This is a genomic window from Mesorhizobium sp. BE184 (assembly GCF_031457045.1).
GTDB lineage: Bacteria > Pseudomonadota > Alphaproteobacteria > Rhizobiales > Rhizobiaceae > Mesorhizobium.
Genome location: NZ_JAVDVU010000001.1, coordinates 992,499 through 1,015,646, shown reverse-complemented (window position 1 = coordinate 1,015,646; position 23,148 = coordinate 992,499). Strand labels below are relative to the sequence as shown.

Annotated in this window: 24 protein-coding genes; 15 read left to right on the top strand and 9 right to left on the bottom strand. The window is 64.1% G+C overall.

The window, feature by feature from the left end; all coding sequences use genetic code 11:
• From J2X35_RS04940 to pdxA, 4 genes are read right to left on the bottom strand one after another with little or no spacing between them, the layout of a single operon-like run.
• Complete coding sequence (locus J2X35_RS04940) at positions 1-1,131, bottom strand: iron-containing alcohol dehydrogenase (protein WP_310181952.1); 1,131 nt, start codon at positions 1,129-1,131, stop codon at positions 1-3.
• On the bottom strand, positions 1,128-2,333 hold the full coding sequence (locus J2X35_RS04935) for an exo-alpha-sialidase (protein WP_405023176.1): 1,206 nt from the start codon (positions 2,331-2,333) through the stop codon (positions 1,128-1,130). Before J2X35_RS04935 ends, J2X35_RS04940 begins: the two co-directional genes overlap by 4 nt.
• A 10-nt stretch (positions 2,334-2,343) precedes the next feature.
• The gene (locus tag J2X35_RS04930; RefSeq protein WP_310181951.1) at positions 2,344-3,249 is read right to left on the bottom strand and encodes a dihydrodipicolinate synthase family protein; all 906 of its coding nucleotides are present in this window, start codon (positions 3,247-3,249) and stop codon (positions 2,344-2,346) included.
• A complete protein-coding gene (pdxA, locus tag J2X35_RS04925; protein ID WP_310181949.1) occupies positions 3,246-4,235 on the bottom strand; it encodes a 4-hydroxythreonine-4-phosphate dehydrogenase PdxA in 990 nt (329 codons plus the stop codon). Before pdxA ends, J2X35_RS04930 begins: the two co-directional genes overlap by 4 nt.
• Positions 4,236-4,562: 327 nt before the next feature.
• Here pdxA and J2X35_RS04920 point away from each other — a divergent pair, with 327 nt between their 5' ends.
• The 13 genes from J2X35_RS04920 to J2X35_RS04860 all read left to right on the top strand — a co-directional run bounded on the left by J2X35_RS04920 (position 4,563) and on the right by J2X35_RS04860 (position 17,069).
• Positions 4,563-6,200, top strand: a complete 1,638-nt coding sequence (locus J2X35_RS04920) for an ABC transporter substrate-binding protein (RefSeq protein WP_310181946.1) — start codon at positions 4,563-4,565, stop codon at positions 6,198-6,200.
• Between the two features lie 80 nt (positions 6,201-6,280).
• Entirely contained in the window at positions 6,281-7,237 is a 957-nt protein-coding gene (locus tag J2X35_RS04915; RefSeq protein WP_056109356.1) for an ABC transporter permease, read from the top strand.
• Positions 7,238-7,265: 28 nt separating this feature from the next.
• A complete protein-coding gene (locus J2X35_RS04910) occupies positions 7,266-8,210 on the top strand; it encodes an ABC transporter permease (protein ID WP_056115445.1) in 945 nt (314 codons plus the stop codon).
• Positions 8,207-9,214, top strand: coding sequence for an ABC transporter ATP-binding protein (locus J2X35_RS04905; protein ID WP_310181942.1), 1,008 nt, complete (start codon positions 8,207-8,209; stop codon positions 9,212-9,214). The genes J2X35_RS04910 and J2X35_RS04905 overlap by 4 nt, the downstream gene beginning before the upstream one ends.
• Positions 9,214-10,209 (top strand): ABC transporter ATP-binding protein, encoded by a 996-nt coding sequence (locus J2X35_RS04900; RefSeq protein ID WP_310181940.1) that lies wholly within the window; start codon positions 9,214-9,216, stop codon positions 10,207-10,209. Before J2X35_RS04905 ends, J2X35_RS04900 begins: the two co-directional genes overlap by 1 nt.
• On the top strand, positions 10,206-11,285 hold the full coding sequence (locus tag J2X35_RS04895; RefSeq protein WP_310181938.1) for a four-carbon acid sugar kinase family protein: 1,080 nt from the start codon (positions 10,206-10,208) through the stop codon (positions 11,283-11,285). The genes J2X35_RS04900 and J2X35_RS04895 overlap by 4 nt, the downstream gene beginning before the upstream one ends.
• A gap of 53 nt (positions 11,286-11,338) precedes the next feature.
• The gene (locus J2X35_RS04890) at positions 11,339-12,067 is read left to right on the top strand and encodes a FadR/GntR family transcriptional regulator (RefSeq protein WP_056115441.1); all 729 of its coding nucleotides are present in this window, start codon (positions 11,339-11,341) and stop codon (positions 12,065-12,067) included.
• A gap of 210 nt (positions 12,068-12,277) precedes the next feature.
• The gene (locus J2X35_RS04885) at positions 12,278-12,832 is read left to right on the top strand and encodes a PCC domain-containing protein (RefSeq protein WP_310181935.1); all 555 of its coding nucleotides are present in this window, start codon (positions 12,278-12,280) and stop codon (positions 12,830-12,832) included.
• Positions 12,825-13,217, top strand: coding sequence for a DNA-binding protein (locus J2X35_RS04880; protein WP_310181933.1), 393 nt, complete (start codon positions 12,825-12,827; stop codon positions 13,215-13,217). The genes J2X35_RS04885 and J2X35_RS04880 overlap by 8 nt, the downstream gene beginning before the upstream one ends.
• 78 nt (positions 13,218-13,295) lie before the next feature.
• Complete coding sequence (locus tag J2X35_RS04875) at positions 13,296-13,799, top strand: histidine phosphatase family protein (RefSeq protein WP_310181932.1); 504 nt, start codon at positions 13,296-13,298, stop codon at positions 13,797-13,799.
• A gap of 61 nt (positions 13,800-13,860) precedes the next feature.
• Positions 13,861-15,330, top strand: coding sequence for a YcjX family protein (locus tag J2X35_RS04870; RefSeq protein ID WP_310181930.1), 1,470 nt, complete (start codon positions 13,861-13,863; stop codon positions 15,328-15,330).
• Positions 15,327-16,406 carry a TIGR01620 family protein gene (locus tag J2X35_RS04865; RefSeq protein WP_310181928.1) on the top strand — a complete coding sequence of 360 codons (1,080 nt, stop codon included), beginning with the start codon at positions 15,327-15,329 and terminating at the stop codon, positions 16,404-16,406. The genes J2X35_RS04870 and J2X35_RS04865 overlap by 4 nt, the downstream gene beginning before the upstream one ends.
• A 108-nt stretch (positions 16,407-16,514) precedes the next feature.
• Positions 16,515-17,069 (top strand): hypothetical protein, encoded by a 555-nt coding sequence (locus J2X35_RS04860; protein ID WP_310181925.1) that lies wholly within the window; start codon positions 16,515-16,517, stop codon positions 17,067-17,069.
• Between the two features lie 54 nt (positions 17,070-17,123).
• Here the strand turns inward: J2X35_RS04860 and J2X35_RS04855 are convergent, their stop codons facing one another.
• Positions 17,124-17,390 carry a hypothetical protein gene (locus tag J2X35_RS04855; protein WP_310181923.1) on the bottom strand — a complete coding sequence of 89 codons (267 nt, stop codon included), beginning with the start codon at positions 17,388-17,390 and terminating at the stop codon, positions 17,124-17,126.
• Between the two features lie 313 nt (positions 17,391-17,703).
• Between J2X35_RS04855 and J2X35_RS04850 the strand changes: the two genes are divergently transcribed.
• Both J2X35_RS04850 and J2X35_RS04845 read left to right on the top strand, forming a co-directional pair.
• On the top strand, positions 17,704-19,551 hold the full coding sequence (locus J2X35_RS04850; RefSeq protein ID WP_056109340.1) for a monovalent cation:proton antiporter-2 (CPA2) family protein: 1,848 nt from the start codon (positions 17,704-17,706) through the stop codon (positions 19,549-19,551).
• A gap of 23 nt (positions 19,552-19,574) precedes the next feature.
• Positions 19,575-20,123, top strand: coding sequence for a DUF924 family protein (locus J2X35_RS04845; RefSeq protein WP_310181919.1), 549 nt, complete (start codon positions 19,575-19,577; stop codon positions 20,121-20,123).
• Here J2X35_RS04845 and J2X35_RS04840 read toward each other — a convergent pair.
• Genes J2X35_RS04840 through folP form a run of 4 tightly spaced genes read right to left on the bottom strand, consistent with a single transcriptional unit; the run spans position 20,120 to position 23,060 of the window.
• Entirely contained in the window at positions 20,120-21,406 is a 1,287-nt protein-coding gene (locus J2X35_RS04840) for a low temperature requirement protein A (protein ID WP_310181918.1), read from the bottom strand. The genes J2X35_RS04845 and J2X35_RS04840 overlap by 4 nt on opposite strands.
• Positions 21,351-21,863, bottom strand: a complete 513-nt coding sequence (gene folK / locus J2X35_RS04835) for a 2-amino-4-hydroxy-6-hydroxymethyldihydropteridine diphosphokinase (protein ID WP_310181916.1) — start codon at positions 21,861-21,863, stop codon at positions 21,351-21,353. Before folK ends, J2X35_RS04840 begins: the two co-directional genes overlap by 56 nt.
• Positions 21,847-22,206 carry a dihydroneopterin aldolase gene (gene folB, locus J2X35_RS04830; RefSeq protein WP_056109330.1) on the bottom strand — a complete coding sequence of 120 codons (360 nt, stop codon included), beginning with the start codon at positions 22,204-22,206 and terminating at the stop codon, positions 21,847-21,849. Before folB ends, folK begins: the two co-directional genes overlap by 17 nt.
• Complete coding sequence (gene folP, locus J2X35_RS04825; RefSeq protein WP_310181913.1) at positions 22,206-23,060, bottom strand: dihydropteroate synthase; 855 nt, start codon at positions 23,058-23,060, stop codon at positions 22,206-22,208. The genes folB and folP overlap by 1 nt, the downstream gene beginning before the upstream one ends.
• Positions 23,061-23,148 lie beyond the last annotated feature (88 nt).

Sequence of the window (23,148 nt, the reverse complement as noted above, 5' to 3'; positions counted from 1 at the left end):
TCAATAAGCAGCCCGGTAGATCGACAGAATGTCTTCCCGCGTGAGATCGCGCGGATTGTTGTCGAGAAGCCGTCGGATGGCGTAGGCATCGTCGGCCATGACGCCCAGATCGGATTCGGGCACGCCGAGCTTAGACAACCGCATCTCGATGCCGAGCGACCCGCAATAATCGTAGGTGGATTTCAGCACATCCCGGCCGTTCGCTGCTCCGCCCAGGCCCAGCGCCTCGATAATGCGCGCGGTCTTGTCGCCGGCAGCCGGCACGTTAAAGGCCAGCACATGCGGGAAGATCAGCGCGTTGGCGGCGCCGTGGGCGATGTGCCAGCGGGTGCCGAGCGGATAGGCGAGCGCATGGCCGCCGGCCGTGTTGACCGGACCGAGGCAGAAGCCGCCATAGAGGGAGGCCAGCGACAAGCCTGACCGCGCCTCGATATCGCTGCCGTCGCGGACGGCGCGCGCGAGATAGCGGCCAACCAGACGAATGCCTTCGAGAGCATAGAGATCGACCAGCGGATGCGCCTTCCTGCTGGTGTAGGCCTCGACGCAATGCGCCATCGCATCGACGCCGGTGGCGGCGGTGACGGCGGGCGGCACCGTCACCGTCAAGGCCGGGTCGATCACGGCGATATCGGCCAGCATTTCCATGCTTTCGACGGCAAGCTTTGCCTGCGTCGCCGGGTCTGTCACCAGCGCGCGCGTGCCGGCCTCGCTGCCGGTGCCGGAGGTGGTCGGCACCTGCGCCAGCGCGATCTTGCGCTTGCCGGCCTTGCCGACGCCGACCAGCTCGGCGAGCCGCTGTCCGGTTCCGGTCATGACCGATGCGAGCTTGGCCAAATCCATGGCGCTGCCGCCGCCGAAGCCGATGACGAGATCGGCGGCGCTTCGGTCGGCCATTTCGATCAGCGCTTCGAGGTTCGGCAGATCGGGCTCAGGCCGCACGTCCCCAAACACCACGGTTTCGATGCCGAGTTGGAGGGTGTCGATGCGGCGCGCATTGAAGGCGTCCGCCACCACCAGCGCCTTGCGCAAACCACGCGCGCGAATCCAGCCGGAAAGCCGTGAAGCGGTGCCTGGGCCAAATTCGATGAGCGGCGGCCGAACCAGCGAGATCGGCGTGTTCAAGTCGTTCATGGCCGCAGCTCCAGGTCCAGGCGGATGTATTTGATTGCGCGGCGGTAATAGGTGAAGGCGATGTGCAGCGTGCCGCCTTCCCCGACGATGGACGGATAGGAAAACTCGCGGTTCAACCCGTCTTTGGAATTGTTGCTGAGGCAGTAGCCGTCGCCGGTTTCCAGATCGCGGCGGTCGGGAAAGCTCAGCCCGCCATCGTCGGAGATCGCGAGGCTCAGGGGCGCGCGCGGCACGCCCCAGATGGCGGCGGGGCCGCATCGGGCAGCGGTCTGCGCTTGAGCCTCGTCGCCGTCCGCTTCGATCTCGTCATAGAGCGAAAGCCGTCGCGCGTCCGACATGCCGGCATTGGAATGGTTGTAGACGATGGCGATGCGCCCATCCCCAAGCGCCACCGTCTGCACGGAAGAATTGTTGTTCGGCAGATCGGTAGGCTCCGGCGCACTCCAGCTGCGGCCGCCATCCTGCGATTCGCTGCGCAGCACCTGCTCGGCGAAACGGTTGCGGTAGAAGGCCGCCATGCGGTCGCCGCCGAGCGGCACGATGTTCATGTGTACAGCGCCGATGCTGTCCGGCACGTCGTGCATCGTCCAGCTTTCGCCGCTGTCACTCGATATCAGCACCGCGGCGGTATCAGCGTCGCCTGTCCAGCGGGTGCCCGGAATGCCGATGCAGCGGAAGACCGGCAGCAGCCAGTGGCCAGCCCTGTTGACGACGATCGGCTGACGCACGAAGGTGCCGGGGACATCGCAAAGCGTAGAGACCGGCCCGAACGTCCTGCCGCCATCGACCGAGACACGCCGCTTCACCACCGCGCCGTCCTGGTTGCCGGATGTCTGCGAGGTGTAGAGCAGCCAGACCTTGTGGTCCGGCGCGGTGAACAGCAGCGGATTCTGCTCGGATTTGTCCGGATCGTCGGAGAGCTTTTCCGGCGCCGACCAGCGATCCGAGCCCGCCGCCAGCCGCGACAGATAGATGGAAATGTCGCCCATGCCCTCCATCGTGCCGCCGAACCAGACACAGGCGAGCGAACCGTCGGCAAGCCGGGCCAAATTCGCGGCATGGTTCTGGATGCAGGGCGACGGCAGGAACGCTTCCGAACGGTCCGGCGCAACGGGCGCGATGCGTCCGTCCATGCGAGCCGCCACGGCTTCATGCGTGAGCGGCTCAGTTTGCTGTCCAGCCAGTGCGGGTTTCGCGGACATCGGCATATCCTCAGGGCAACGCGGCGATGCGCGGCGCGAGATCGGCGATTTCGGACGGCGACAGGGGCATCAGCGGCGGGCGCAGCCGTTCCCACCCGGTCTCGCCATTCTCGATGCCGATCATCGCCTTGATGGTCGGGATCTGGGCATAGGAATTGGACAGCGTACGCCAAGCGTCGATGCGCGCCTGCGCGGCCTCTACCTGCGCTACCGCCGAAGGATCGGCGTAGCCGTCGAACACGGTGCGCAGCGAATCGGCGATCAGATTGGAGGTCGCCGTGATGCAGCCGGCGCCGCCCTCTTTCAGCAAAGGCAGCATCAGCGGGTCGGCGCCCGGGAAGACCGCGAGGTTCGGACAGGCCTTGATCAGCGCCTGCATATTGGCGAAATCGCCTCTGGATTCCTTCACCCCGACGACAATGCCGGGATAGGCCGTGACCAGCCGGCTGACCAGATCGACGGACAGCGGAATGCCGGAAACCTGCGGAATGTGATAGAGCACCACCCTCAGCCGGTCGTCGGCGATGGCATCCAGCGTGCGGGCGTAGGCGGCGAACAACCCGTCGTCGGAAACGCCCTTGTAGTAGAAGGGCGGCAGCATGACGACCTTGCGCACCCCGGCCGACAGCGCGTGGCGGGTGAGATCGACCGTTTCGGGAATCGCGGCGACGCCGGTTCCCGGCATCAGCGCATCCGGATCGATGCCCGCCGCAATCACCCGGTCCAATATTTCCTTGCGCTCGGCCACGGAGAAGGAGTTCGCCTCACCCGTGGTGCCGAGAAGCGCTACGCTATGGCAGCCGGCATCGAGCAGCCGCCGGCAATGGTTGGCGAAGCGCGCGTGATCGACCGAAAGGTCGGCGTTGAGGGGCGTGGCGGCGGCGCTGAAGACGCCGCTGACTGCGAATTTGCTCATGATGTCACCCGCGGCGTCGCGGCGAGCTTGCGCGCATAGGCGATCGCCGAATCCATGTTGATGTGCTTGGCCTTGCCTGTGCCGGCGATGTCGAAGGCGGTTCCGTGATCGACCGAGGTACGGTCGATGGGCAGGCCGAGCGAGATGTTGACGCCGGAATCGAACGCGACCAGCTTCATCGGGATATGGCCCTGGTCGTGATACTGCGCCACGACGAGGTCGAACGCGCCGTTGTAAGCGCGATGGAAGACGGTGTCCGGCGGGATCGGCCCGACGGCGTCGATGCCTTCGGCGCGGGCCGCGGCGACGGCGGGAGCGATCTGCTCGTCATCCTCATGACCGAAGAGACCGTTCTCGCCGCAATGCGGATTGAGCCCGGCGACGGCGATGCGCGGAGCATCGAGGCCCAGCCGGCGCATATGCCGATAGCCGGTGCGGATGGTTTCAAGAATGCGCGGTGGCTTGACCCGGGCGATGGCTTCAGACAGCGAGACATGCGTCGAGACGTGGATGACCGACATGCGCTCGGAAGCCAGAAGCATCCAGGATGATTTCGAACCGGTGAGGTGCGCCAGCATCCCCGTATGGCCGTCATAGTGATGGCCGGCAAGGTTGAGCGCCTCCTTGTTGATCGGCGCGGTGACGATGCAGCCGATCTCGCCGGCCTGCGCCGCCTCGACGGCGCGCGCGATGAAATGAAAGCAGGCATCTCCGGCGCGGGGATCGACCTTGCCGAACGGAATCATGCCGCCAGCGATCTCGATATGGTCCACGGCGACCGCGTCGCCGCCCTCGCCCGGTTCGCCGAAGATCAGCGGCGCGCCCACGATTGTAGCAGCAGCCTCCAGGCTGCGCCGGTCGCCGAATACCCGCACCGAGCGGCGGTCAGCGGGGTTCATGGCCGCCAGCGACTTGCAGATGATCTCCGGACCGACACCGGCAGGATCACCCATTGTAATGCCGATCTTGCGGCTGAGGTCAGTCATGCGCCCTAAGTCCGTTGGAAGGAAACATGGCCGGCAATGCCGCCCAACGATCGAGGCGAGGTTTATGCATCCGGCATAACTTGTCAAGTTGCTATTTATGTCCGAGGCTTTCGCACCGATGCGCGTCAAACTCACAAAGCTATGGATTTCCACAATAAACCGGATTCCTGTGCCGCTGCACTGGTTCCGACCGCGTATTCCAGTTGGATATGGCAGTCGATTCATCTATTGACATGTTTACAAATAATGCCATGTTGGCGCGCCTGGCACGGTGAGAGCGCTAAACATTGGCGGCCGGCACGGATAGGATTTCCAAGGGAGGTATCTATGTCTGAAGTGAACGAGCGGGCCGGTCTTTCGCGGCGCGACGCATTGAAGCTCGGTCTCGGCACGAGCGTGGGCCTGACGCTGTTCGGTCTCAGCGCGCGGATTGTCGTGGCGCAGGAAGGCCAGGTTCTGAAGGTCATCAACCCCGCATTCAACCAGGACTGGTCGCCGCTGCGCGGCGGCGGCGTGCCTTACCGGTGGAATTCCGCATGGTGGGCTTCACCGATGTATTTCGACGCCGACGGCAAGCTCCATCCCTATGTGTTCGCGAGTTGGGAAGCTTCCGCCGACAGCAAGACCTGGACCTTCAAGCTTGACCCGAAGGCGGTCTTCTCCGACGGCAGCAAGATCACCGCGGCCGACGTCATCGGCTCATGGAACGTGGCTGCGATGCCGTCCAGCAAGAGCCAGCGCGCCGACCAGGTTCTGGCCAAGGTCACAGGCTTCGCCGAACTGACCGGCGGCAGCGCAACGGAAATTTCCGGCGCCACGGCTCCAGACGAAGGGACCGTTGTGGTGACGTTGACGGAATCCGATCCGATCTTCTTCATGCGCGTTGCCAATCACATCATTCCGATCACCAAGGCGTCGCAGTCGCGCGGGTCCGACGGCAACGAGATCGCCGACTGGTTCACGCCGGACGCGGGCGCCGTCTATTCCGGCCCGTTCAAGCTGACATCGATCGATATCGACCAGGGCAAGCTGGTGTTCGAGCCGAACGAGAACTTCTTCGGGCCGAAGCCGAAGCTGGCGCGCATCGAGATCACCTCGGTGGAGGACAACGTGACCGCCACCTCGATGCTGAAGTCTGGCGAATACAATGCCCACACGGAACTGGTTACATCGACGATCGTGCAGGATCTGGGCGCCGAATTCGCCGCCGGGCCGATCATCCCGACCAGCCAGCATTTCTGGTTCAATGCCTCGCGCGCGCCGATGGACGATCCCAAGGTGCGCCAGGCGCTGATCATGGCGGTGGATCGCGATGGCCTGATGAAGGCCTCCTTCCCCGACGGACCCCACAAAAAGACGGATCAAATCCTCAATTCGGTGCCGGGTGCGGAAAATTCCGGCTTCGAGCCCTACCCCTACGATCCTGAGGCCGCCAAGAAAGCGCTGAAGGAATCCAAATATGGCGGGCCGGAACGGCTGCCGAAAATCCTGTTCGTCGGCATTTCCTCGCCGGCCAACGAGGCTGCGGCGCAGTTCATCGCCGAACAGTGGCGCCAGAACCTCGGCATCACCGCCGTCGACATGAAGCCGCAGCAGGACAATTACGCCGGTCCGGACCAGAACTCGGTGCAGATATTCCGCGATGACGTCGGCACCCGGGTGCCGGATGCGGCGAGCTATCTGGCCGGGTCCATAGCCTCGACCTCTTCCAATGCCCAAAACAAGCTCGGCGGCTACAAGAACGAGAAGGTCGATGCGCTTCTGACCGAGGCTGCATCCAAGGCTGCGGACGACCCGCAGCGCATCGCGCTGGCGCAGGAGGCGCAGAAGCTGTTCCGCGAGGACTGGCCGTTCATCCCCTGGTATGCGCAGGCGATGTCGCGCTGGGCCAACGCCAACGTCAAGGGCATGGAAAAGAACCTCGACTGGCAGGTCGTGGCGCCATGGAACATCGAAATCGGCTGACGCCGGTTCGCGCACGGGGACGGTTGGGCCGTCCCCGTGTTATCTTTCACAAGACACGGGTTGAACGGTAGGAGGCCCGCATGCTGCGCTATGTCGCGACACGGCTGCTGCTGTGGATTCCTTCGGTTCTTCTGGTGATGCTGGCGGTCTATGCCATGGCATTCTATGGCGCCGGCGACCCTATCAAGCTGATCTTCCTGCGGGCGCCGGGCGATGTCGCCTACAATCCCGAGCGGATCGAGGCGATCCGGCAGGCCGCCGGCCTCGACCGGCCGTTCCTCATCCAGTTCGGCAGTTACATACTCAACCTCGTCCAGGGCAATTTCGGCAATTCACTGACCTCGGGCCGCTCGGTCTGGGCGATGATCTCGGCAGCCGCGCCGGTCTCGTTCAAACTCGGGCTCTGCGCCATCATCCTGACGGCGGTCATCGCCATTCCGCTCGGCATGATCGCAGCGATGAACCAGAACACCAAAACCGACTACGCTATTCTCGGCTCGGCGCTGTTTCTGTGGGCGATACCCCCCTACGTCGCCGGACCGCTGCTGATGGTGCTGCTCATCCTCATCCTGCCCAGCGGCAGCGTGCCCTATGGCTGGGGCGGCATCTTCGACGTGCGCATCCTCCTGCCGCTGATCGTCCTGTCGTTCCAGCCGATCGCGCTGATCGTGCGTCAGACACGCGCGGCCGTTATCGAAGTGCTGTCGGAGGATTTCGTCCGCACCGCGCGCGCCAAGGGCGTGCCGGAAATGGCGGTGGCGGTGAAGCACATCTTGCGGCCGGTGCTGACGCCGGTCGTCACCCAGCTCGGCCTGATCATGATCACCATCGTCAACGGCGCGATCTTCGTGGAACTGGTCTTCGGCCTGCCCGGCCTCGGCCGCCTGACCGTGCAGGCGCTGACCAATTCGGACTATCCGGTGATCCTCGCCATCACGCTGATCGGCTCGTTCCTGGTCATGCTCTCCAACCTTCTGGTGGACGTCCTCTATCCGTTGCTCGACCCGCGCGCCGCCGACCAGATGAGGAGCCGCTAGCATGTCCATGCAGCCCTCCGTGCAGCCCATGACCGTGCCGCTGGTCGATGACGAACCGCCCGTCAGCCTGTGGCGCGACGCCTGGCATCGGTTGCTGCGCAACCGGCTTGCCGTGGCGGGCCTTGTCATCGTGGTGCTGCTGGCCTTCGTCGCCGTCTTCGGACCGTGGCTGACGCCTTACGACTTCCTGTCCCAGGACCTGAACGCCCGCAACCAATTGCCCTCGCTCGCGCATCTGTTCGGCACCGACGACCTTGGCCGCGATGTGCTTTCGCGCGTCATCTACGGCACCCGGACGGCCTTCGTCGTGGCGGTGGTGGTGACCGCCGTCGCCGTCGTCATCGGCGTGACGCTGGGCGCCATGGCGGGGTTCTTCGGCGGCTGGTTCGACCGCATCGTCATGTGGCTGACCGACATGACCATGTCGGTGCCGAACCTTTTGCTGGTCGTGGTCATCAATGCGTCTCTGAAAGGTCCGGCCATGGCCTGGATGGAGGCGCGTTATCTCGAAACGCTCAATCCGTTCTACCGTGAGACCGTCTGGGTCGATTTCCTGCTGGTGTTCGGCTCGATGGCGCTGATTTCGTGGCCGCCCTATGCGCGGCTGGTCAGGGCGCAGGTGCTGTCGATCCGTGGACGGCCATACGTGACGGCGGCGCGAGCGCTCGGCCTGACCAATCGTCTGATCCTGACGCGCTATGTGGTGCCGAATGCGCTCGGGCCGCTGATCGTCTCGGTCAGCGCCGGCCTTGGCACGGCGATGGTGCTGGAAAGCGCCTTCTCCTTCCTTGGTGTGGGCGTCAACCCGCCAACGCCGTCCTGGGGCAACATGATCTCCGACGGACTGCGCGTCTGGCAACACTATCCGCACCTTCTGGCCGCACCGGCAGCGGTGCTTGGCCTCGCCACAGCCGCCTTTTCCTTCCTCGGCGACGGTCTCAACGACGCGCTCAACCCGAAAGGCAGCAAATGACCGCGCCGGCACAGGACAAGCCGCTTCTCGACGTTCGCGGCCTCACCATCGAGATCGACTCGCGCCGCGGCCCGGCGATCATCGTCGACGGCATCGACCTGACGGTCGCCAAGGGCGAGACGCTCGGCGTGGTCGGCGAATCCGGCTGCGGCAAGAGCCTGACGATGCTGTCGCTGGTGCGCCTCCTACCCAACAAGATCCGGGTGAAATCCGGCACCGCCGATTTCGCCGGGCGCGACCTGCTCAAGATGTCGAAGGCGGAATTGCGCGAAGTGCGCGGCGGCAAGGTCGGTTTCGTGTTCCAGGACCCGATGACCTCGCTCAATCCCGTCATGCGCATCGGCGATCAGCTTGCCGAGCCGCTCATCTACCATCGAAACCTGTCCAAGGCCGAAGCGAAGGACAAGGCGATCGAACTCCTGCGCCTTGTCGGCATCCCGGCGCCGGAAAAGCGCATTGCCGCCTATCCTCACGAACTGTCGGGCGGCATGCGCCAGCGGGTCATGATCGCCATTGGGCTCGCCTGCGATCCCGAACTGCTGATCGCCGACGAACCGACTACGGCGCTGGACGTGACGATCCAGGCGCAGATCGTCGATCTGGTAAGGGAGCTGCGCGCCAAACTCGGCATGTCGGTGGTGTGGATCACTCACGATCTCGCCCTGATCGCCGGGCTGGCTGACCGCGTTGCCGTCCTCTACGCGGGAACCGTCGTCGAGGACGCGCCGGTTGACGAGCTTTTCGCGCGGCCCGGCCATCCCTATACGCGCGGCCTGCTGGCATCGATCCCGAAGCTGACCGACGAGCGCACGGCGAGGCTGGCCTCCATCGGCGGCACGCCGCCGGAACCCGGACGGCGGCCCGCCGGCTGCCCGTTCGCGCCGCGCTGCACGCTGAGCGAAGCGATCTGCCACGAACGGGTGCCCGCGCTTGAGCCGCTTGGCACGCCGACGCATCGCGTCGCCTGCTGGGTAGCGCAGCGGCAAATCAGGGAGGCGGCATGATGGCTGCGGCAGAACCCCTGATCCGCGTCGAGAACCTGGTCAAGCATTTCGTCGTTCGCCTGGGCGCTTTCGGCGAGGTCGGCGCAACGGTATACGCGCTGGACGATGTCAATTTCGACATCATGGAAGGCGAGACGCTGAGCCTGGTCGGCGAATCCGGTTGCGGCAAGTCGACCACCGGCTTCACCCTGCTCAACCTGCACAAGGCGACCTCCGGCAAAGTGATGTTCGAGGGCGAGAACATCGTCTCGCTCGATGAAAAGCGGATGCGGCCCTACCGCCGGCAGTTGCAGATCGTCTTCCAGGACCCCTACTCCACGCTGAACCCGCGCATGACGGTGGGCGAAGCGGTGGGCGAGCCGATCCTGTTCCACAGGCTGGCGACGAAGGCGGAGCTGCCGGAACGCGTGGCGCGGCTGCTCGGCGATGTCGGCCTGCCGGCGCGTTTTGCCTCGCGCTATCCGCATGAACTCTCCGGCGGCCAGCGCCAGCGCGTGGCGATCGCCCGCGCGCTCGCCTGCGAGCCGAAATTCATCGTCTGCGACGAGGCGATCTCGGCGCTCGACGTCTCCATCCAGGCGCAGATCATCAATCTGCTGCTCGACCTGCAGCAGAAATACCGGCTGACCTATCTGTTCATCGCCCATGATCTGGCGGTCGTGCGCCATATCAGCGACCGGGTCGGCGTCATGTATCTCGGGCGGCTCGCCGAACTGGCGACGCGCGAGCAGCTCTTCTCCAATCCGCTGCACCCCTACACGAGGGCGCTGCTGTCGGCGGTACCGGAAGCCGATCCGATCATCGAGAAAACGCGCCGCCGCCAGATTCTCACCGGCGACGTGCCGAGCCCGCTCGATCCGCCCAGCGGGTGCCGGTTCAACACGCGCTGCCCGATCGCCATGGATGTCTGCCGCAGGGTCGTGCCGGAATGGCGCGATGTCGGGGCCGGCCACCATGTCGCCTGCCACGCGGTTGGAGCCGTGGCGCCGGGATGACGCTCAAACTCGCCATTGTCGCCGACGATCTGACAGGTGCGCTCGACACATCGGCGCCCTTGGTCGCAGCTGGCCTGACAGTGGCGGTGGCGATGACGCCTGAAGCCGTGAACCGGGCTGTTGCAGGTGGCCCTGACGTGCTGGCGGTGAACACCGCGTCGCGCGCGCTGCCTGCCGAGGAAGCAGCGGCCTGCGTCGCACAGGCCGCGGCAGGCTTCACGCCTTTTCTACCGAAGATCGTTCTGAAGAAGATCGATTCCCGGCTGAAGGGGAACATTGGAGTGGAAACGGCGGCCTTGGCGGAACGCACCGGGCGAACAAGTATCCTCGTCGCGGCCGCCGTGCCGGATCAGGGCCGCATCGTGAAGGATGGCGCGGTCGCCGGCAGAGGCGTTGACGCACCGCTTGCCATCCGACCGCTTTTTGCCGCGCTCGGCCTTGCTGTGGAAGTGGCGGATGCCAAATCCGATGCCGATCTCGACCGGATCGTCGCGCAGCAGCGCGATTGGCAGGACACACTTGCCGTCGGCGCGCGCGGAATCGGCCTCGCCCTGGCTCGCAGTCTGGCAACCGAAAAGGCTGCCCCCGACGAGCCGTTGCGGTCGACACAGGCAACATTGTTCGCTTTCGGCTCGCGCGACCCGATCACCGAGCGCCAGATTGCCCGTCTTGCCGAAGATCGCAGTTCGCTTGTCTTGTGCAATGCCCAGGCAGGCCGGTTTAAGGCGGCCAGCAATTATCGTCTGCCGCTGGCGGTGCATTGCACCGGCGATATGGACACGGAACCGGCGCTCGTTGCCGCCCGTTTCGGCTCAGCCATCGCGGCGGCCGTCAAACTGCTTCAGCCGGCAACGCTGGTCATGGGCGGCGGCGATACGGCGCTTGCCATCCTGTCGGCACTCGGCGCTGATGTGTTGTTTCCGCGCGGCGAAGCTGCCCCTGGCCTGCCATGGTTCGAAATCGCGATGCCGAATGGCAAAAAGCTGCGCTGTGTGGTGAAATCAGGCGGATTCGGCACCATCGACGTTCTTTCCGAACTGTTGAGGGAGCCGGTCAGCGAGCGAGCGGAGTGCTGATGACGACCGAGATGCATCAGAACCAGTCGGATGCCGAGCCTGGCAGCGGCCAGATGGACCAGCCTTCCGGCAGGATGGCCTCCAAGGCGCCGAAGCTCGTCGACAAGGTTTTCGGCCAGTTGCAGGAGCGCATCGTCTCCGGCGAGTTCCCGTCCGGCTCCAAACTGCCGGGAGAGCACGATCTCGCCACCCTGCTCGGCGTTTCGCGACCGGTGGTGCGGGACGCGCTTGGCCGCCTGCGCGAGGTCGGGCTGGTCTATTCCCGCCAGGGTTCGGGAACCTTCGTTCGCGTTTTCGATGCGCAGCGGACATCGCTAGGCTTTTCGCCAGTCAAGTCGATCGCCGATATCCAACGCTGCTACGAGTTCCGGCTGACCATCGAACCGGATGCCGCTTTCTTCGGCGCGCTGCGCCGCGATGACGGCGCGCTGCGCAACATCCGGGCCGCGCTTTCGGAATTGCGGGAGGCGACGCGGGACCAGACCCACCGCTCGGACGTCGATTTCCTGTTCCACAGGGCAGTCGCAGAATCCGCCAACAACCACTATTACACGGCCTGTCTCGACGCCTTGCGGCAGCACATCGCCGTCGGCATGAACCTGCATGGCCTGTCGCTGATGGGACCGCTGGTTAAGCTCGAACAGGTCTACGAGGAGCATCGCGATATCTGCGAGGCTATCGCCAATGGTGAGGCCGAGCTGGCGCGCGAGCGCATGCGCGAGCATCTCGAGGGATCGCGCAACCGGCTGTTCGAAAACAAGATGCTCGACCTGTCGCGCTGAAAGGCGGGCTTCTCAGCTCTGAAACGGGCGCAAGGCGAGACATCCGAGTCTGCCAAATACAAGGGGCCAGAGGGCGGGTTTGCCAGCCTGCGTACTCTTTCGCAAATGAGGCTGATACGGGAACGTTTCTTTCTCGTTTGGACTTACTTCGTTGGTCTTTGAAAAGATTTGCCGCCGACGACGTAATATCGTTCTGCTCCAATGACGAAGATGAGCACCTATTCCGACACGCCCTTCCCGCGCCCGCGGACGCTCGTGCATCCGGGACGCTTCAATCCCGTCCGTATCCAGAGTCTGGATGCGCAACAGGCCCGCCATATCAGGCTCCTGCTCGAACCGGGCAAAAGCCTGTTCGATGCGCTGGTGGGTCCATTATCGGAAAACGGCATCGCCAGCGCATCCACCACGATCCTCGGCGGCAGCTTCGATGCGCTGACCTATTGCGTCGCGCCGCCCGATCTGAGCGGAAAGTCGGTGATCGCCTACGGCAAGCCGTTGCAGGCCGGCCGCGCCTTCATGATCTTTGGCAACGCGACACTCGGCAAGGCGGTCGATGGCGCGCCGCTGGTGCATTGCCATGCTGCGATCAGGACCGAGGACGGAACGGTCAAGGGCGGGCATCTCATCACCGAGCGGTGCGTCGTCGGGCAGGCTCCGATCCCTGTTCTGGTAACCTGTCTTGCCGGCTTCGAACTGCGTCAGGCGCATGATCCTGAAACCAACATGCTGCTCCTCCAGCCCCGAAAGGTCGCGCTCCATGGCTGACTTGGCACTCGTCGAAGAGGGATCGATGGGGCGCGTGGCCTATGGCCGGATCGCGCCGAACGAGGATCTGGTCCAGGGCCTGGAAAAGCTTTGCCTTGCCCACGGCTTCCGCAATGCCTTCGTGCGGGGCGCGCTGGGCAGCCTGGTGGATGCCTGCCTAGGCTCGACGAACGGCAAGATCGTTCATGTCGCCGGGCCGGCGGTCGAGGTCGTCAGCATCGCCGGCGAGGTCCGCAGCAAGCCGGACGGCTCCCTGGCGGCGGCGTTGTCCGGCGTTGTGTCGGATACGGACGGCAACGTCTATGGCGGGCCATTCGTGGCCGGCGCCAATATTGTCTGCATCACCTTCGAAGTGACCCTCGAGGAATGGCTGCCTGCTGGCTGACACGGTGGCCAGCCGACGGTTTTGCGTGTAGGCGGAATGTTGCCGACCCGGCTGCAGCGCAACTCTTATAGGCCCCAATTGAGCAGGCTTTATCTTCTCCGGCACGCGAAAGCAGGATGGGCCCAGCCCGGAACGCGTGACTTCGACCGAACGCTCGACGCCTCCGGCCAAGCCGATGCCGAGAAAATGGGCATGGCCATGCATACCCGCGGCTACGTGCCCGACCTGACGCTCTGCTCCACGGCTGTCAGGGCGAGGCAAACGCTAGAGGGCATTGCAGGCCACGCCGACACGGGCCGCGTGCTGTTCCTCGACACGCTCTATTCCGACGATGCGACCGGATACCTCAACTCGATCCGGGAGCATGGAGCTTCCCGTTCCGTGCTGGTGATCGGCCACAACCCGATGATGGAAGATTTGGCTGTTGCCGTCTCTGGCGACGGCGAAACGGAGGCGCTCGGCGCACTCGGCTCCGGGTTTCCGACCTCCGGACTGGCGGTCATCGATTTCGATGGCGGGCTTGCCAAGGCGGCGCCGGGAGCAGGCCGATTGCGGGCCTTCCTGACACCTTCCGGCGCCTGAGCCCATTTCAAAGGCGGCCAAGCCAACCTATATCGGGTTGCCACACTTCAAGGGAATCCGATTGGCGTCATCCCTGACCACCTTGTCCGACGAAGCACGCATCGCGCTCGAAACCATGGCGGGCCGTGCTTCCGGGCTGTTTTCTCCCGGCCTGCGGCTCGGCGTTACCGGGCTGTCGCGCGCCGGCAAGACCGTGTTCATCTCGGCGCTGGTGCACAACCTTATCCATGGCGGGCGACTGCCGCTGTTCGAAGCGCAGAAATCCGGCCGCATCGCTCGCGCCTTTCTCGAGGAGCAGCCGGACGACAACGTGCCGCGCTTCCAGTACGAGGACCATATCAACGCGCTGGTTGACGACCGCATATGGCCGGATTCGACACGCGCGGTTTCCGAACTGCGGCTGACCATCGAGTACGAGTCCGCTTCGGCCTGGAACCGCATGTTTTCCGCCGGCAAACTGTCCGTCGACATCGTCGATTATCCCGGCGAATGGCTTCTCGACCTGCCGCTGCTTGGCAAATCCTTTGCCGAGTTTTCTCACGACGCCAGGGAAATGGCGCTGCTGCCGGTTCGCACCGATCTGTCGAAAGACTGGCTGGCGCTGGCCGCCGCCACCGATCCGAATGCAGACGCGGACGAGATGACGGCGCGGCGGCTGGCCGAGAGCTTCACCGCCTATCTCAAGGCCTGCAAGCTGGATGAGCGGGCGCTGTCGACATTGCCGCCAGGCCGTTTCCTGATGCCGGGAGACATGGAAGGCTCGCCGGCGCTGACATTCGCGCCCCTGCCGGACCTCGGCGACAAGCGCGCCCGCTCCGGGTCGCTGCAGGCGATGATGGAACGCCGCTACGAGGCCTACAAGACGCATGTGGTGAAGCCGTTCTTCCGCGAGCACATCACCCGGCTCGATCGGCAGATCGTGCTGATCGACGCCATGCAGGCGCTGAATGCCGGTGCCGGCGCGGTGGCGGATCTTGAAAGGGCGCTGACGGAGATCCTCGCCTGCTTCCGCCTCGGCCAGGGCAGCTTTCTCACGGATTTCTTCGCCCGGCGCATCGACCGCATCCTGATCGCCGCCACCAAGGCGGATCATCTTCACCATGAAAGCCATGACCGGCTGCAGGCCATCGTGCGCAGACTGGCCGACCGGGCGATCGCCCGCGCCAGCTTCAGCGGCGCCGATGTCGATGTGGTGGCGATGGCAGCTGTGCGCGCCACCCGAGAAGGCACAGTCAAGCAGGGCCGGGAGACCTTGCCGGTCATCATCGGCACGCCCTTGTCGGGCGAGAAAATCGGCAACGACCGGTTCGACGGAAAGACGGAAACTGCAATATTTCCCGGTGACTTACCGTCCGATATTAATTCCGTTTTCGAGGACTGTCGTTCCGACTCAAGCGAGGATGCCACCATCCGGTTCGTGCGTTTTCGACCGCCGAAGCTGGAGCGCACGGCTGAGGGGCTCACCCTTTCGCTGCCACACATCCGACTCGACCGGGCGCTACAATTCCTGATGGGAGACAGACTGGCATGACGGTTCGCAAACCGGCCGCCTTCCGGATCGAGCCGCAGGAGACGGCAAGCAAGGCCGCGCCAAAGCCAGTTGAGACAGCGACGGGGCGCCGGCCCCGTTCCGTAAAAGCCAATGCTGTCGTCGTTCCGGCGGAAATCGATGTCTTCGACGTGCCGGAGATTGTCACCGCGACCCCGCCTCCAGCTACGGCGCCGCGCCGCCGTTCCATGCTCGGCGGTATCTTCATCGGCGCGCTGGGCATCCTGGTATCCCTCGCGGTCGGCCTGTGGACCGACAGCCTGATTCGCGAATTGTTCGAACGCGCGCAGTGGCTGGGCTGGCTGGCAGCCGGCGTTGCTGTCGTCGCCGTGGTGGCGCTGCTGGTCATCCTCGCGCGGGAATTCCTCGCCATCAGCCGCCTCGCGGAAGTGGAGAAGCTGCAGAAACGGGCGCTGGACGCTATCGGCCGCAACGATCCCAAGGCGGCGCGTTCCGTGGTCGACGAACTGTCGGCCTTCGTCGCCGCCAAGCCGCAGACGGCGGCGGGTCGGCGGGCGCTGGCTGACCTCCGGCATGAGATCATCGACGGCGCGGACCTCGTCAAGCTCGCCGAGATCGAGATTCTCGGGCCGTTGGATGCGCAGGCCAAGACAATGATCCTTGACGCCGCCAAGCGCGTTTCGCTGGTCACGGCGGTCAGCCCCCGCGCTCTCGTCGATGTCGCCTATGTCGTCTTCGAAGCCGGCCGGCTGATCCGGCGGCTTTCGGAACTCTATGGCGGACGGCCCGGCACGCTGGGTTTCTTCAGGCTTGCCCGCAGCGTGCTCGCGCATCTGGCCGTGACCGGCTCGATCGCGGTGGGCGACAGTTTCGTCCAGCAGATCGTTGGTCACGGGCTGGCGGCGCGGCTGTCGGCCAAACTCGGCGAAGGCGTGGTCAACGGCATGATGACGGCGCGAATCGGCATGGCCGCGATGGAGACGGCGCGGCCCCTGCCCTTTACGGCGGCGAAGCGGCCGGGCATGGGCGATTTCCTCGCGGCGCTGACGTCATTTGCAACGAGCAAGGCCAATGAACCCGGTACAAACGGCGGCTGAATCGCCCTGTTTTTTCGCGCCGGACAAGCGCCGGGTGACGAAGCATTAACCAATCCTGGTCATGGTTAACCAACGTCTTCCCACAGTTCCGTTGCCGGGTGTTACCTGATGAAAAGCATGCTTTCGACTGCCGTAATGCCTTTGGCCCTGACGGTTTCGATGCTTGCCGGCCTGACCGGTCAAGCCGTCTCCGCCGACCGCGACAAACAGTTCTTCCAGTCCGTCGAAGGCAATTGGGTCGGACCGGGCGAAATCGTCGCCGGAAAATACAAGGGTACGAAATTCAACTGCACGTTCGTCGGTTCGACACCCGAAGGCAAGATCGGCATGAGCCTGGATGGCGGTTGCCGCGTCGGCGTTTTCACGCAGAAGATGTCGGCCACCGTCGAGCACAAAGGCCGCGAGGGCTACAAAGGCAGCTTCATGGGTGGCGCCGCTGGATCCGGACTGGATATCATTTCCGGCAATGTGGTCGATGCGCGCAAAGTCATTTTCGCGATAAACCGCAACCAGTTGCGCGGCGTCATGCAGGCTCGTATCCCCAACGACGACGCCATGGTGGTGACGGTTTCGGTGCGCGTCGACAAACAGCTTGTGCCGGTCATCGGCATGAATTTGAAACGCGTCGACGACGTCCAGGTCGGGGCAATCGCCAAGAATTGACCAAGCAAACAAAAGCGGCAGCCAATGGCTGCCGCCCATGCTTTCAGACAATGATCAGCCCTTGATGGCCGCGATCACTTCGTCATAGGCCTTGCAGGCTTCAGCCGCAGTCGTCGCGCCCTGGTATTTGCCCACCACTTCCTGAACCTTGACGCTCAGTTCCGCCGCCTTGGCCGGCTCCTTGGTCACCGCCTCCTGAAGCGCCGTCGTCATCTCCTGCGCTTTTTTGGTCAATTGCTCGCTGGTGCATTCCGGCGCTTTCGAACACGCCGATCCCGCGAGTGCCGCGGCGCAAGCCGCAAGCATCAAAAATCTCTTCATTATCAATCCTCTCCTTGAACCGGCTGTGGTCAATTCCGCAGGCCGCTCAAGCCCCTCGCTGGCCAAAGGCCGCAAGCTCCTTAGCGCAGGTTCATGACAACGGGCAATCGATCGCTCCAATTTTTGCAAGCCCTTCCGCCAAGACGGTTCCACCGTCATGCCGAGGTAGTGGATTCGACTGGTCGCCGGCGCCTTCTTGTCAGTCCATCTAACCGGATTGAGGGCTGTTCTATCGGCTGCGAACCCCCTATCCTCGCCCGGATAGAGGCGGTTTAACCTACCGCCCAGAACACGGCGACAGTGGAAAGCACGCATGGCGGTAGAGGCATCTGGCAGCGATCTGGTGCAGGTGGTCGCGCTTCTGGCGGCCGGAGTGATCGCCGTGCCCATCTTCAAGCGAATCGGCCTTGGCTCGATTCTCGGTTATCTGGCCGCAGGCGTCGTCATCGGCCCGTTCGGGCTGAAGATCTTCGCCGAATCGGAGGCCATCCTGCATGTGGCCGAACTCGGCGTGGTCATGTTCCTGTTCATCATCGGACTGGAGATGCAGCCATCGCGGCTCTGGAGCCTGCGGCGGCAAATCTTCGGACTGGGCGCCTTGCAGGTCGGGCTGTGCGCGCTGCTGCTCACCGGCGTCGGTCTGCTCGGCGGCTTTCCCATCGCGCAATCCTTTGTCGCCGGCGCCGGCTTCGTCCTGACATCGACCGCCATCGTCATGCAGATCCTGGAGGAGCGCGGCGACATGTCCTCGCCGAGCGGCCAGCGCATGGTGTCCATCCTCCTGTTCGAGGACTTGATGATCGTGCCCTTGCTGGCGCTGGTGGCTTTTCTGGCGCCGGGCGGCACGGAAACCACGCTCTCCGAGCGGTTTGCGGAAATCGGCATCGGAATCGGCGCAATCGTCGGCCTGGTCATCGCAGGCCGCTATCTGCTCAACCCGTTCTTCCGCATCCTGGCCGACGCCCGGGCCCGTGAGGTGATGACGGCCGCCGCGCTGCTTGTCGTGCTGGGTTCGGCGCTCGTCATGCAGCTTAGCGGTCTCTCCATGGCGATGGGCGCCTTCCTGGCCGGCGTGCTTCTGTCGGAATCGACCTTCCGGCACCAGCTCGAGGCCGATGTCGAGCCGTTCCGTGGCATTCTGCTCGGTCTGTTCTTCCTGGCCGTCGGCATGTCGCTCGACCTGACGGTCGTCGCGGCCAACTGGCAGCTGATCGCCGTCTATGTCGTCGCCTACATGATCATGAAGGCGCTCGGCATCTATCTCGTCGCGCGTTTCCTGCGCGCCTCGCACAAGGACGCCCTGGAGCGCGCCGTCGTCATGGCGCAGGGCGGCGAATTCGCCTTCGTGCTCTATTCGGCGGCGGCGGCGGTCGGCATCATCGACAGCCAGGCCAACGCCATGCTGACCGCCATCATCATCATCTCCATGGTGCTGACGCCGCTGGCAATGCTGGGGCTACGCGCCATCACCCCGCGCGACACGCTTTCGCTAGACGGCGTCGACGTAGCCGACAGCCTGAGCGGCAGCGTGCTCATCATCGGCTTCGGCCGGTTCGGGCAGATCGCCAGCCAGCCGCTGCTTCTGCGCGGCATCGACGTCTCCATCATCGACAATGACGTCGAGATGATCCAGGCGGCGGCGGATTTCGGCTTCAAAGTCTACTACGGCGACGGCACACGGCTGGACATTCTCCACGCGGCAGGTGCAGGCCGCGCCCGCGCGGTGCTGATCTGTGTCGACAAGCCGGATGTGGCGGTGCGCATCACCGAGCTGACCAAGGCTGAGTTCCCGCTGGTGACGGTGCTGGCGCGCGCCTTCGACCGCGGCACGGCCCTGCAACTCATCCATGCCGGCGTCGACTATCAGCTGCGCGAGACGTTCGAATCGGCTCTTGTCTTCGGCGGCTCGACGCTGGAAGCCCTCGGCGTCGATCCCGAGGAAGTCGCCGAGGTGATCGAGGATGTCCGGGTGCGCGACGCACAGCGGCTCGATCTGCAACTGGCGGGCGATATCCGCGACGGCCGCAATTTCATGAAGGGCAACATCGCCACGCCGGTTCCGGCGCCGGTGACGACACCGCGCCGGCCGGGACAGGCGCTCAACGAGGAAACCGCCGGCGTGCTGGCCAAGAAACCGGCAAGCGAACAGCCGGCATCCTGATCAGCAGGCGGAACGGAGAACCTATGACGAAACTGGACGAACGCGCGTTTGCGGTGACGAAATTCTGGCGCGATGCCGGGCCGGACGCATGGTTCCGCAAGGATGAAGCGTTCGACGCAATGTTCAAGGAACGGTTCCTCGACCTGCACTACTCGGCAGCAAGCCGTCAGTGCGACGCCTGGGCGGAAAGCGCCGAGGGTTCGCTGGCGCTGATGATCCTGCTCGACCAGTTCCCGCGCAACTGCTTTCGCCGAACCGCGCATATGTTTGCCACCGACCCGTTGGCGCGCCACCTCGCCGACAAGGCGATCGAACGCGGTCACGACCTGGCGATCGATGAAAAATTGCGGGTATTTCTCTATCTGCCGTTCGAGCACTCCGAATTGATCACCGATCAGCAACGGTCGGTGAAGCTATGCGAGATGAATTGCCCAGAATACCTGAAATACGCCGTCGAACACCTTGATATCATTTCGCGTTTTGGCAGATTCCCGCATCGCAATCAGGCACTGGGACGGGTGACGACCTCCGAGGAACAAGCGTTCCTCGACGCCGGTGGCTTCGCCGGCTAGGCGTTCTGCACGATCGTGCGAGCTTCCTTCAGGCGGTGCTCCCAATAGGCGACAATCAAAAGAATCACACTCGTGATCGCGCTGAGAGGCATGGGATCGAAGTTGTGACCGAAGACGCCGGCAAGCAGCAATAAAAGCAGGCCGACGACGTGCGATCGCGGGACGGCGCCCGATACCGTCCATTTGAACATGATGTTTCCGAAGATATAGAGCGCCGGGCCTCCGGTGAGAACGAGCACTGTCGCCAGTTCAGCGTGATGGCCGGTTGGATGTGCGAGCGCAAGTTCATCGCCGACGGCCGTAACGATAATGCCGGCAACCAGCAGCACGGGCATGTAGGTATAGGCGATCCGCGCCAACCTTCCGGGATCGTTCGCGGCCTCGATGCTGTGCCTGCCCATTTCGGCGCCGGCGTTGAAGTAGATCCACCACATGGCAAGCGTAGTGACGAATGCCGCCAGAAATGCCGCCACCGCGCCAAATGTCAGGTCCGCCTCCGCAATCGTCGCGCCAGTTACCAGCACAGATTCACCAAGCGCGATGATGATGAAAAGGGCGCTGCGTTCGGCCATGTGGCCGCCATCAATATCCCAATCCGCCGTCGAGGACGCTCCAGACCACGGCGTCCAGAAGCGCGCTGCCGGCGAGACGTACTCGATCAACAGCGCCACGATCCAGATAGCGAAGCGGGTTTCGTGCTCGGCAAAAGCCCCGGCAATCCAGAACACGCTGGAAAGCACAAACCAGGCCAGCACCCGCGACATGTTCCGGAAATTGCGGGCGTTGAAATCCCGCTGGGCCCAGACGATGAACGCGGTCCTGCTAAGCTGCATGAAGATGTAAGCGCCGACGAAGACCGGCGCGCGGGTTTCGAACGCCTCCGGGATCGACGTCGAAAGGATCAGCCCAGCCAGCATCAGGACGAACAACATCAGCCGCACCGCATTGCGGCGCGGGTCCAGCCAGTTGGTAACCCAGGACGTGTAGACCCACACCCACCAGACCGCCATGAGCAGAAACGCGGCCTGAAAGGCACCCGACACCGTCAGATGCTTCAACAAGGTGTGGGATATCTGGGTGACTGCGAATACGAACACGAGGTCGAAAAACAGTTCGACATATTCGACCCGGGTTTCTTCGCCGGGCACCCTCTCCCGGGCCAGATCGTTCTTCGCCGCAAATCTGGACATGTTGCTCCTATGCAGTTGCCCCGACGCTTGTATCAGATCAAGCTTTCCACCAATCCGGCTCTGACGGTAGCCGTTCGATACCGGCAGTTTCAAGTATTGCCAGCCTTTCGGATGCCGACAATCCGTCGATATCCAGTGACGGGGCGATTTCAGCAAGCGGCGCCAGCACGAAGGCGCGCTCGGTCAGGCGCGGGTGCGGGATTTCCAGTCCCGGCTCATGCACCGCCATGTCCTCGAACAGCAAAATGTCGATGTCTATCAGCCGAGGTCCCCAGCGCTCGGCGCGGATGCGCTTCAATCTGTGCTCGGCTTCCAGGCACAGTTCCAACAGGTCGCGCGGCGATAGCCGGGTGTCCAGTTGCGCCGCTGCGTTGAGAAAGTCGGGCTGGTCGGTCTTGCCCCAGGGTGGCGTCCGGTAGAGCGATGACACCGCAACCACGCGCGTCCGGTCGTCCGCATCGAGAATGCGCAGCGCGGCGGCCATGGATTTGGCCGGATCGCCGAGATTGCCTCCCAGGCTGAGCCAGGCGGCGCTATTGCGGCCAGACAACGACCACCTCGACATGATCGAGAACGCCGGGAACCGGGGCGTTGGGCTTCCGGACGGTGATCTCGGCCTTTTTTATCTGCGGAAAGCGCGCCGTCAGCGCCTTGCCGACCTCGAGCGCCAGCGCCTCGATCAGGAAACGCCGCTCCCCGGTGACGATTTTCTCGATGACGGTGAAGGCGACGCCGTAGTCGACGGTGCTGTCGATTGCGTCCGCATCGAGCGGCTGCGCGGGGTCCACCGTCAACACGGCGTCGACGTAGAACCGCTGTCCTAGCGTCTCCTCCTCGTCCAGCACGCCGTGGCGGGCGAAGAAGGCGCAGTTCTTCATGCGTATGAGGTACATCAGCCTGCGCCTTTCCGCGTCGCTTCGCGCGCCAGCATAGCATCCGTCATGGCCAGCGCGTCCACGTTGATTGCGACATCGTGGACGCGAAACAGATGCGCGCCCTTCAAGCGCAGAATAACGCTGGTGGCGGCGGTGCCGGCGGCCCGCTCGGCGGCGTCCCGGCCCGTCACCGTGCCGATGAAGCGCTTGCGCGAGGTGCCGACCATGAGCGGAAAGCCGAGCGCCAGCAGCTCGGAAAACCGCGCCATAAGGTCGAGGTTTTCCTCGGCCGTCTCCTTGGCGAAGCCGAAACCCGGATCGAGCACGACCTGGTCGTCCCGAACACCCTCGCGCCGTGCAATTCCCAGCGACTTTTCGAAGAACTGCAACTGGTCTGCTATGGCGTCGGCGAGCTTCTGCCTGTCGCGCCCGGTATGCATGACGACGAGGCCCGCGCCCGTCTCGGCAGCGACGCGCGCCAGATCCGGTTCCCGCTGCAAGCCCCAGACATCGTTGACGATATGGGCGCCAGCCTGAACGGCCCGGCGCGCGGTCTCGGCGCGGTAGGTGTCGACGGAGATCAGCGTTTCCTCGCTGGCCGCGATGTTTTCGATGACGGGCAGGACGCGCGCCTGCTCTTCCTGTGCGCCAATCGCCGCGGCGCCCGGACGGGTCGATTCGCCGCCGACATCGATGATGCCGGCGCCCTCGCCTGTCATGCGGCGCGCCTGCGCCAGTGCTGGACCCGGCTCGATGAACAGGCCGCCATCGGAAAAACTGTCAGGCGTCACATTGAGGACGCCCATGACCACGGCTCTATCGCCAAGGTCAAGATGACGCCCATGCGCCAACTGCCACCGTTTCTGCGTCATCGGCACGAGTCCACGACCTTGCCACCTGCAAGCGGAAGGTTTTCCGTTGCGCCGCAACCGGCCCTAAAGCAAGGTGGACGCGGAGACA